We start from the raw sequence: 9,352 nt of genomic DNA, 5'->3' as shown, positions 1-9,352 counted from the left end.
TTTATTCAGTTTTGAGTGAACAACTCAAATAGTCTAGTAACGATAGCGAAGAGGTCACACCCGTTCCCATACCGAACACGGAAGTTAAGCTCTTCAGCGCCGATGGTAGTTGGGGGTTTCCCCCTGTGAGAGTAGGACGTTGCTAGGCAAGCAAAGCCATTCCCTTTGGGGAGTGGCTTTTTTGTGTATTCAAAAGATAAATTGATACAATGAATAACTATATAGCAGACTCATAAGATGAATAACTGCTATATTTCACATCAACCCAATAATATTTCATTTAATATAATTGAGTTAGCATAGTTAGGGGTATATTGGTAATAAGAGATTTTGGATGACTGGGGGGAATGTGGTGATTTTAACAATTATCAAGCGTTTCTTTAATGAGCGATTTTTCGATCAGGCTGCGCAGAATGCTTATTATTTATTGCTATCTGTCTTGCCTTTTTTACTTGTCGTGTTATCGATTGTTCAATTTTTGCCTGTACAAGAAGCGAGTATATTAGCATTGCTGCGACCATTTGTACCAGATGAGTCTTTTCAGCTGATTGAGCAAAGCGTTCAACAGATGCTTTATAAAAGTCACGGCAATCTTCTTCTGTTAAGTGTGTTGGCGGCTTTATGGACTTCGTCTGTTGCGGTGCAATCGTTTGCACGGTCATTGGATTTGGCTAATAAGAAGAGGCAACAGCAATCGCTAGGGGTTACATTTATACGTAATATTGGCGTGACGATTTTGTTTATGTTGGTTGTGCCTTTGTCCTTATTCTTGCCATTGCTTGAGAAGTTGATGCGTACGGTTATTGCGTATTATGATGTGTTGGAGGATTGGGCAGGATGGTTATATATTTGGCCTAATATTAAATGGGGATTAGGTACGTTCTTTTTATTGTTGTTTTTCCTATTGTTTTATCAGCTAGTGCCTACTGGTAAGATGAAGTGGAAGGAAGCGTTGCCCGGTGCTTTGTTTTCGGCATTTGGTTGGCAGTTGGTTTCGCTTTTATTTGGTGATTATGTGGCGAGAGTAGATTATTCTAGATTATATGGACAATTAGCTGGAATCATCATGCTTGTGTTATGGTTTTATTTGACTGCGGTAATTATTATGTTGTCGGGATTATTGAATGCGGAGTGGAAAAGGAAGGGGCGTTTCACGTGAAGATTTTAGTGGTTGATGATGATATACATATTTTAGAGTTAGTCAGTATTCATTTGCAGCAGGCTGGGTATACAGTGTTGAAGGCGATGAATGGGCAACAGGCGCTTGAATTGGTGGAGCAGGAGTGGCCTGATTTAGCGATAGTGGATGTGATGATGCCTGGAATGGATGGTTACACGTTAACGAAGAAACTGCGTGAAGGGTCTGAGATTCCTGTGCTGTTGCTGACGGCTAAGGGGGAGATGGAAGATAAGGAACGTGGTTTTTTAGCCGGGTCTGATGATTACCTTGTTAAACCATTTGAACCGAAAGAGTTATTATTCCGGATTCATGCTATTTTAAGACGTTATGATAAAGCCGTTGATCGAGTGATTCAGGTTGGTCCGTTATTGATCAATCGTCAGAGTTATGAGGTGGTATTTGGGAAAAAGTCTTTATTGTTGCCACTAAAGGAATTTGAATTGCTTTCGGTGCTAGCATCGCGTCATAATCATGTGTTTTCTCGTGACATACTCGTAGAGCGTGTATGGGGATTTGATTATGAAGGGGATGAGCAGACGTTAAGTGTTCATATTAAACGACTGCGCGATAAGTTGGGGAAGCTTACAAACGAAGTTAGGATTGTAACCGTTCGTGGAGTTGGCTATAAGGTAGAGGTTTCTGAATGAAGTCGCTTTATGGTAAGTTTCTAGTTATGACGGTAGGAATTATGCTGACGAGCGCGTTGGTTGCCTTTTTATCAGTCAATACGTATTATCATCGCTATTTGAAAGAACAAAATGATTTGAAAAATGTAGCCGTTGCTGAAGAGATTGCATCGTTTATCGAAGCGACTGATGGATTAGATTTTCATGCTTATTTTGAAATGTTAGCACGTACCGGTTATAAACTGTTTGTTATTCAACCAGATGGGAGTTCTCTGTTCTACGGCGAAGCGTTTCGTGAAAATAATCTAGCTGCTGATGCGATTCAACGAGTACGTACAGGGCAAGTGTATCACGGGATGCGTGATTTGCAGGCTGAAACATTTGTAACAGGCTACTTTTCCAATGAATCCGCGAATACAGTAGGTGTACCATTTACATATGTAGGTGAGACGTATGCACTTTTTTTAAGACCGGATATAAAAATGTTGTTCACTGAAATCCACTACTTGCTTGGTGGCATGGTCATTGTCATGGCTATTATTAGTTTGCTTGCGATGCTGGTCGTGGCACGTAAACTGATTGAGCCTATTGTTGTGCTAACGCGCGCGACAAAGAAGGTGGGGGAGGAGCAATTTGTTGGGGAGTTGTCGATTGATCGTCGGGACGAGATTGGTCAGTTAGCGAAAAGTTTTCAACAAATGATTGATCGCTTAAGTGAAAACAATCGGATTCGGAAGGCGTTTATTAGTGATGTTTCCCATGATTTTCAATCGCCTTTACTGAATATTAAAGGTTACGCGGATTTACTGTCAGATGAAGAGTTACCTACAGAGGAAAGAAAACATTATGCGGAAATTATTAAGGCTGAAACAGAGCGCTTGTCTACGCTGACGAAACAATTGCTATTGCTGACGTCACTCGATCAGCTCGTGTCTCCATTGCAGAAGAAAGTATTTCGCGTAGATCAGCAAGTAAAAGAGACGGTGCGGAAATATCAGTGGTTATTACAGGAGAAAGAGCTGTCACTTATGCTTGAAATTGATGAAGTGATGTATGAAGGGGATCCTGCGTTCTTAGAGAAAGTATGGGAGAATTTAGTATCGAATGCGTTGAAATATACGCCAGATGGAGGAACGATTGATATCCAGCTAACTGAACAGGCGGATGCAGTCTGTTTTACTATTGAAGATAGTGGACTCGGCATGTCTGAAGAAACGAGGCAACGGATGTTTGATCGTTTTTATCGGGCAGATCACTCACGAACACGGGAAATTGAAGGCACGGGACTCGGCTTATCAATCGTTGAGCAAGTGGTACGACTACACGGGGGGCGCATCGAAGTTACTAGTGAACTAGGCATAGGAACCACATTCATCATACAGTTGCCTAAATTGTAATAAGCTGTTCATCTTCCGTTCATATTGGCGTGATACTATAAAGACAGTAGATAGATGATGGGAGGAAATATAGAATGCAAGATAAGTGGAGTTTACGTTTGATTCGCATAGCTGCAATATTTGGTTTAATAGGAACAGTACTTGGTTCACATATGGCAGGTAACGGGTCGTATGCGTTTCGACCAATTCACGCACATATTTTATTAGTAGGTTGGTTGTCGATGTTTGCGTGGGGCGTGTTCTATAAAATTTACCGCGTCCGTGCGAAGAAGATTTTAACTCTCCAAGGCTGGACAGGAATTATTGGATCCATTGGATTAACTACAGGAATGTGGCTACAATTCATGCAACCATTCAATATAAATGAAACAGTAGTACTGATTTTCTATATTGTAGGTGGGACTGTATTGTTAATTAGCTTTGCATTATTCGTTGTTGTTACGATGATGGTTGAAAAAACACAAGTTAATCGTTAATAAAGTGAATACCCAAGTATTACGGTTCATCCGTGTGCTTGGGTATTTTTTGTTTTCTATAGGTAGATTGTCGAAGCTTAAGGAAAAGTTCTTTTCGATATTCAGACGTTTCAACAAAAATAGCGCGCCTCGTATGACATACTGGATTAATCCAACATGATAAAGGAGCAAAAACTATGACCGCTTACAACCGTTTTACTCTGACTATGATTTGTTTTAGTGTACTGATTGCCGGCACTCTTTTAATCAAGCAGACAGCAAGTTCGGAACAGGCGAAAATAGAGTTTGTTGGAATTGACTATGCCGAGATGAATAAGGCTGTTGAGTTAGTGCTGCTGGACATGCCTGAAATAGCAGAGGAGCTGAAGGGGATTCGTTCGGGTGTGCATCCCAGGACAATCGATCATTCATTTTCCGATAAAAAGACAAAGTTTCGAATTCGAATTAAAAATAATTTGACTCAAAAAGAACATTCCTCTGCGTTTCTAAGAGGAATTGCTGAAAAACAAACTAGCCGTTATAAGGATGCGCTTGAAATTGCAGAAAGTGAGTACGGCATACGCGTGACAGAGGAAGAAGTCGATACGTACATTAAACAAAACGTAGCTACAGTATGGAATATGGATAAACGCAAATATGCAAAAGCGCTTGATTTGACATTGAATGAACTAGATTATGCATTTGATCGGGACGTTTATGCTGTTGATGCGTTATGGCAAAAAATACAGTCAATTGTGATGGAAGAATTTCCAAGGCATCGAGGAGAAGACGCTGAAGCGTATAGAGTACGTATCAAGGAAGAGTATTTTAGTCGGGAGGTGGAGGATGAAAAGTAACAGAAATATGTTGGAAAATAATAAGCGGACTATTAATCGTCTAAGCGGAACTGTTAGTACTGTAATTCTACAGAAATCACCAATGAAAGAGGTTGTTGGCATGATAGTATTCCCTGGGAAATTGCTAAAGGTGAGTAAGAGACATACCACTATGGTGGACAAGTAGGGAAGTAGTAGATATATGTGAGGAACGACTTACTTTCCTAATCACGGCAAGCATGTCAAGAATTCAAGACAATGATTACTAAATATGGTTTGCCAGTTCTATCAGGCGAAACCGTTGCGTTGAAAACTTTGGTAACGAAAATTGTGAATGATCTACAAAATAGAGCGTATCAAGCGGATGTAAGTGGAATCATAGCCAGAGTAGTTAAGGATACTTAGCTATTCTAAATACAGTATCTTCATCAGAAGGCGAAGATCCAAGTCAGCCGGGCAATATGGATGAGTTAGGGAGCAATAGCGATAATAACAATGGAAATAACAACAACTCTGGAAATAAAATTGATAGCAACAAATTTGGCGGTAGATAGTAACTTCCCTCAAATAGATGAAGCTCGTCCAGTCAATCATTGCAGGACTCTTGTAAATTGAAGCAGGGGGGGCAGCTGTTACAGAGAAAGCAGCATGTGGAAAAAACCAGTCCATTCTGAGGCTGGTTTTTTCTATGGTTTTGGAGTCTAGTATTTATCTGTTACGTAAGAAAATAGTATGAAGTGCGCTGTCGATGTTAGCCAACATATAAATGACAACCTTTATTTCATTGAATAGTATAGTAGATTCTTCATGTCTTTCATAAAAACATTAATGTACCTGAAATCTATTACTATGTAGGGAGTGGATACATGCTATATTAATAGTTAAAGAGAGGTGTCGCAATGGAAATCGGAAACTTTATTACACTTATTGTCACGACCGTCACAATCCTAAATATCCTTCTTTTGGCCGGAGTACTATTTATTGAAAGAAGAGATGTTGGAAAGACGTGGGCTTGGATTATGGTACTCGTATTTCTTCCAATTGCGGGTTTTGTCATCTATCTGTTCCTCGGACGAGATCTTAAACAGAAAAACTTTTATCGGTTGACGGCGGCGGAAAGAGAAGCAGAAAAGTTAGATGTAGATCGACAGTTATCACTGGAAAACTCCGGAAAACTAGCAAATACACCTTTGTTGAAGAAGCATGATGAGTTAATCAGAATGAATTTGAAATCGGCTAACTCTTTGCTGTCTTATGATAATGACATTAAAATCTTTAGCGACGGACATAAAAAGTTTGAGGCCTTATTACGTGATATTCATGCGGCAACTACAGAAATAAATATTCAGTATTATATAATTCAATCCGATGCACTGGGGACGACAATGCGAGATGCATTGATCGCAAAGGCTAAGGAAGGTGTGAAAGTACGACTTTTATATGACGAAGTGGGATCGAAAAAGACGTCACCCAAGTTCTATGACGAGCTTCGTGCAGCTGGCGGGGAAGTTGAAGTGTTCTTTCCCTCACTGTTTAGGTTAGTGAATTTCCGAGTCAATAATCGGAATCACCGAAAGTTATGCATCATTGACGGCGTAATCGGCTATATTGGTGGATTTAACGTGGGTGATGAATATCTTGGACTGGATAAGAAGTTTGGCTATTGGCGCGATACCCATTTAAGGATTACTGGGGAAGCTGTCAATCAAATTCAAGGAAAATTCATTTTAGACTGGCATCAGGCGGGTAAGCAAGAGACTTGGGATTGGACAGATTACTCGTTACAGACTAAGAAGCAGCACGGGGTCAGCCCAATTCAAATTGTGTCGAGTGGACCGAATTCCGAAACAGAACATTTGAAGAATATGTATATCAAGCTGATTCTATCTGCTAAAAAAAGTGTCTCTATTCAAACGCCGTACTTTATTCCGGATAATAGTTTTATGGATGCGTGTAAAATAGCGTTACTGTCGGGTATTGACGTACGGATTATGATTCCGTGCAAGCCGGATCATCCGTTTGTTTACTGGGCTACTTGGTCCTACGTGGGGGATTTACTGGATTATGGTGCAAAGGTGTTGCTGTATGAAAATGGTTTCTTGCATGCCAAGACGATTGTTGTGGATGAGGAAGTGGCATCGGTTGGGACGATGAATATTGATTCACGTAGTTTCCGATTGAATTTTGAAGTCAATGCGATTATATATGATGAGAAAGTGGCAAAAGAGTTATATGATTTGTTCCAAAAAGATACGAAGTTAAGTTCGGAGCTAACACTGGAGCGTTATGAGGAGCGGTCGCTTTTGATAAAGTTCAAGGAAGGGATTTCTCGTCTTCTGTCGCCTGTGTTATGAGAAAAGAAAAGGATCGTCGCATCGTGCAACGATCCTTTTCTTTTAAATAAATACTAATTCCAATTTACCTTCTTTAAATTCCAATGCTGCATCAAATTTTTTTCCATCTGCTGAAGTGAATCCTTTAATAGTATTTGTTTTTCCTTTGGTACAGAGTAGTTTCACTTGTGCTTGAGTCAGTGCTTTTTTTAGGAATAGCCCCGGGAAAGTTTGCTTGCAGCCGTTTTTGTAGTTGCTACAGCCGTAGAAGTTTTTGTGCGCGATGATGTTACCTTTTTTACATCTAGGGCAAGGAGCAACTTCTGGTCGTGAATAGGAACTTTTGCGGGAAGACTGTGAAGGTGGTAGTACGATATCAATCTTCTGCTGTTCGAGTTGTACCGGAACATCTTCAAGCAGTTTCTGAATGAATTTAGATACGCTACCTAAAAAATGTTGTCCTGTTCCTTCGCCATTGCCTATTTTCTTCAGATAGGTTTCCCACTTAGCTGTCATGGATGGGCTTGCAAGTAGGCTGCCTTCAATTGCCTGGCAAAGCACACGACCTTTGTCGGTAATAGAAACGATGTTTTTTGTTACGGAAATATAACCGTGCTTTTTAATCGTTTCTATAATCCCACTTCGCGTCGCTTCTGTTCCAAGGCCTTCGATTTCCTTCAGAATATCCGTTTCACTTTGATCATCTACGAGCTTTCCGCACGTTTTCATCATCGCGATTAACTGACCTTCTGTGTAAGGTTTCGGTGGCTGCGTAGCACCTTCCTTAATCGCGATTTCACTTTGGACAGTTTCTTCGCGTTCAAGTGGCGGCAAGGAAGGTTCTTCTGTAGTATTTTTCTTTGGAGCAGAGAAAAGTTCCTTCCATCCTTTATCGCGTTCCGTTTTCCCTGTTGTAAAGAACGGAAGACCATTAACGTCTGTTGTTACTTTTGTTTCGGTATATAAATAGTCACGGTGGAACATCGCAAGTGTTGTGCGCACGACTTCTTCATATAAATTCCGTTCGAGCGGAGCTAACTTCGCTATAGCAGCTGACGTCGGAATTTTTTTTGTTGGAATGATCGCATAGTGCTCTTGTACCTTCGAACTGTCAACATAACGCTTCTTCGGTGTACGAGAGGCGACTTCAAACGGATGGTCAATCAGCTTTTGATAGTCTTCGATGTTGGCAACTAAGTAGTTGAACTCGCTTGGTGTAATATGTCGCGTGTCAGTCCGTGGGTAGGATACGAGTTTCTTCTCATAAAGAGTTTGCATCGTCTTTAGAACTGTGGCGGGACTCGCTTTCCAACGTCTGTTTGCGGTTGCTTGTAATGTAGAAAGAGAGTGCAACTGTGGCGGTGGCGTCCGTTTGTCGGTATGCGTCAGTTCTGTGATTGTACCAGGTGTTCGCTTCGTGATGTTACGACTATTCAATGCTTCTGCAATTAATTCGCGCTTTGGTTCTTTGAGTTTTGCTTTTCCTTTATACGTTCCATTCGCTGCAGTAAAAATAGCTTCTGCTTCAAAAAATGGTTCAGAAACAAATGTCTCGATTTCGCGTTGCCGCTGATAAATCAAATAAACCGTTGGCGATTGCACGCGACCAATCGGGAAAACTTCCTCAATTCCCTTTGCTTTTAACAGAAGGGTATATAGTCGCGAACCGTTCATTCCAACTAGCCAGTCGCTAATTTGACGGGCTTTCGCTTCCTCATATAGTTGCAAATCTTTCTTATTATCACGTAAGTTTTCAAAACCTTTACGCACTTCATCAGCTTCAAGCGAATTAATCCAAAGTCGCTGAATCAACTGATTACGGGCACCGGTCATGTAGTAGATCGAATAGAAGATATTAGAACCTTCCCGGTCAACGTCACAAGCATTGATGACCGTATCCGTGCTTTTAATCAGTTTTTTGACAACTTGAAACTGCTTAAACTTCCCTTTTGAAACCTCAAACTCATAGCGCTCGGGCAAAATAGGTAAGCTGCCGAGTGACCAGCGCTTCCAGGCAGGGTTGTACGTATGCGGTTCTTTTAACTCAACTAAATGGCCAACACCCCATGTAATATAGGCGCCTTCAGGAAAAGTCCGGCATGGCTGGATTTCTGTATAGCCATCGTGCTTGCGGGTAGGGAATGCATCTGCATAGGCTTTTGCTTGGGATGGTTTTTCAGCTAGAATGACTGGTTTCATGAGAACACCTCTTTCGTTTCAATAACAGAAACACTAGTTCTACTATTATCGCATAATAAGGGGAAGTTTTCTAATGTAATTAACGTGAAATGAGAGGGGGTTACATATGTAAACATGGCATCTACAGATTGAGAATCATCATCAGCGATCCCCGTGCTTATGCTCACACTAACTATTCAAGTGCAAGTCTGTAGTAAGATACTTTACAAGATCCTTAATGAATGGAATGGAACTCATTCATCGTGGTATCTGCGGGAGGGGTAATATCAATTTCGAGTATAATCAATGGATAGGTTCTATACTGTGCAAAAGTTGAATGTCAAACC

General features: G+C 40.8%; 7 protein-coding genes and 1 rRNA gene. 7 read left to right on the top strand and 1 reads right to left on the bottom strand.

The genetic code is table 11. The annotated features are described in order from the left end of the window. Positions 1-32: 32 nt before the first annotated feature. The 7 genes from rrf (at position 33) to cls (ending at position 6,848) form a co-directional block, all read left to right on the top strand. Positions 33-148: ribosomal RNA gene (gene rrf, locus ORD22_RS11015) — 5S ribosomal RNA — on the top strand. Between the two features lie 204 nt (positions 149-352). Then, the gene (locus ORD22_RS11010; RefSeq protein ID WP_317646034.1) at positions 353-1,159 is read left to right on the top strand and encodes a YihY/virulence factor BrkB family protein; all 807 of its coding nucleotides are present in this window, start codon (positions 353-355) and stop codon (positions 1,157-1,159) included. Beyond that, a complete protein-coding gene (locus ORD22_RS11005; RefSeq protein WP_317646033.1) occupies positions 1,156-1,827 on the top strand; it encodes a response regulator transcription factor in 672 nt (223 codons plus the stop codon). Before ORD22_RS11010 ends, ORD22_RS11005 begins: the two co-directional genes overlap by 4 nt. Further along, positions 1,824-3,203: a sensor histidine kinase gene (locus ORD22_RS11000; protein WP_317646032.1), complete on the top strand. Its 1,380-nt coding sequence runs from the start codon at positions 1,824-1,826 to the stop codon at positions 3,201-3,203. Before ORD22_RS11005 ends, ORD22_RS11000 begins: the two co-directional genes overlap by 4 nt. Positions 3,204-3,277: 74 nt before the next feature. After that, positions 3,278-3,679: a hypothetical protein gene (locus ORD22_RS10995; protein ID WP_317646030.1), complete on the top strand. Its 402-nt coding sequence runs from the start codon at positions 3,278-3,280 to the stop codon at positions 3,677-3,679. A gap of 176 nt (positions 3,680-3,855) precedes the next feature. Continuing rightward, positions 3,856-4,515, top strand: coding sequence for a hypothetical protein (locus tag ORD22_RS10990; RefSeq protein ID WP_317646028.1), 660 nt, complete (start codon positions 3,856-3,858; stop codon positions 4,513-4,515). Positions 4,516-5,393: 878 nt separating this feature from the next. Then, positions 5,394-6,848, top strand: coding sequence for a cardiolipin synthase (gene cls / locus ORD22_RS10985; protein ID WP_317646026.1), 1,455 nt, complete (start codon positions 5,394-5,396; stop codon positions 6,846-6,848). Between the two features lie 42 nt (positions 6,849-6,890). On the opposite strand, the gene ORD22_RS10980 is transcribed toward cls, so the two are convergent. Beyond that, positions 6,891-9,026, bottom strand: a complete 2,136-nt coding sequence (locus ORD22_RS10980; protein WP_317646025.1) for a type IA DNA topoisomerase — start codon at positions 9,024-9,026, stop codon at positions 6,891-6,893. Between the last annotated feature and the right edge of the window lie 326 nt (positions 9,027-9,352).

This window comes from Sporosarcina sp. GW1-11, from assembly GCF_033088395.1.
GTDB lineage: Bacteria > Bacillota > Bacilli > Bacillales_A > Planococcaceae > Sporosarcina.
This window is presented reverse-complemented; position numbering and strand designations above follow the sequence as displayed.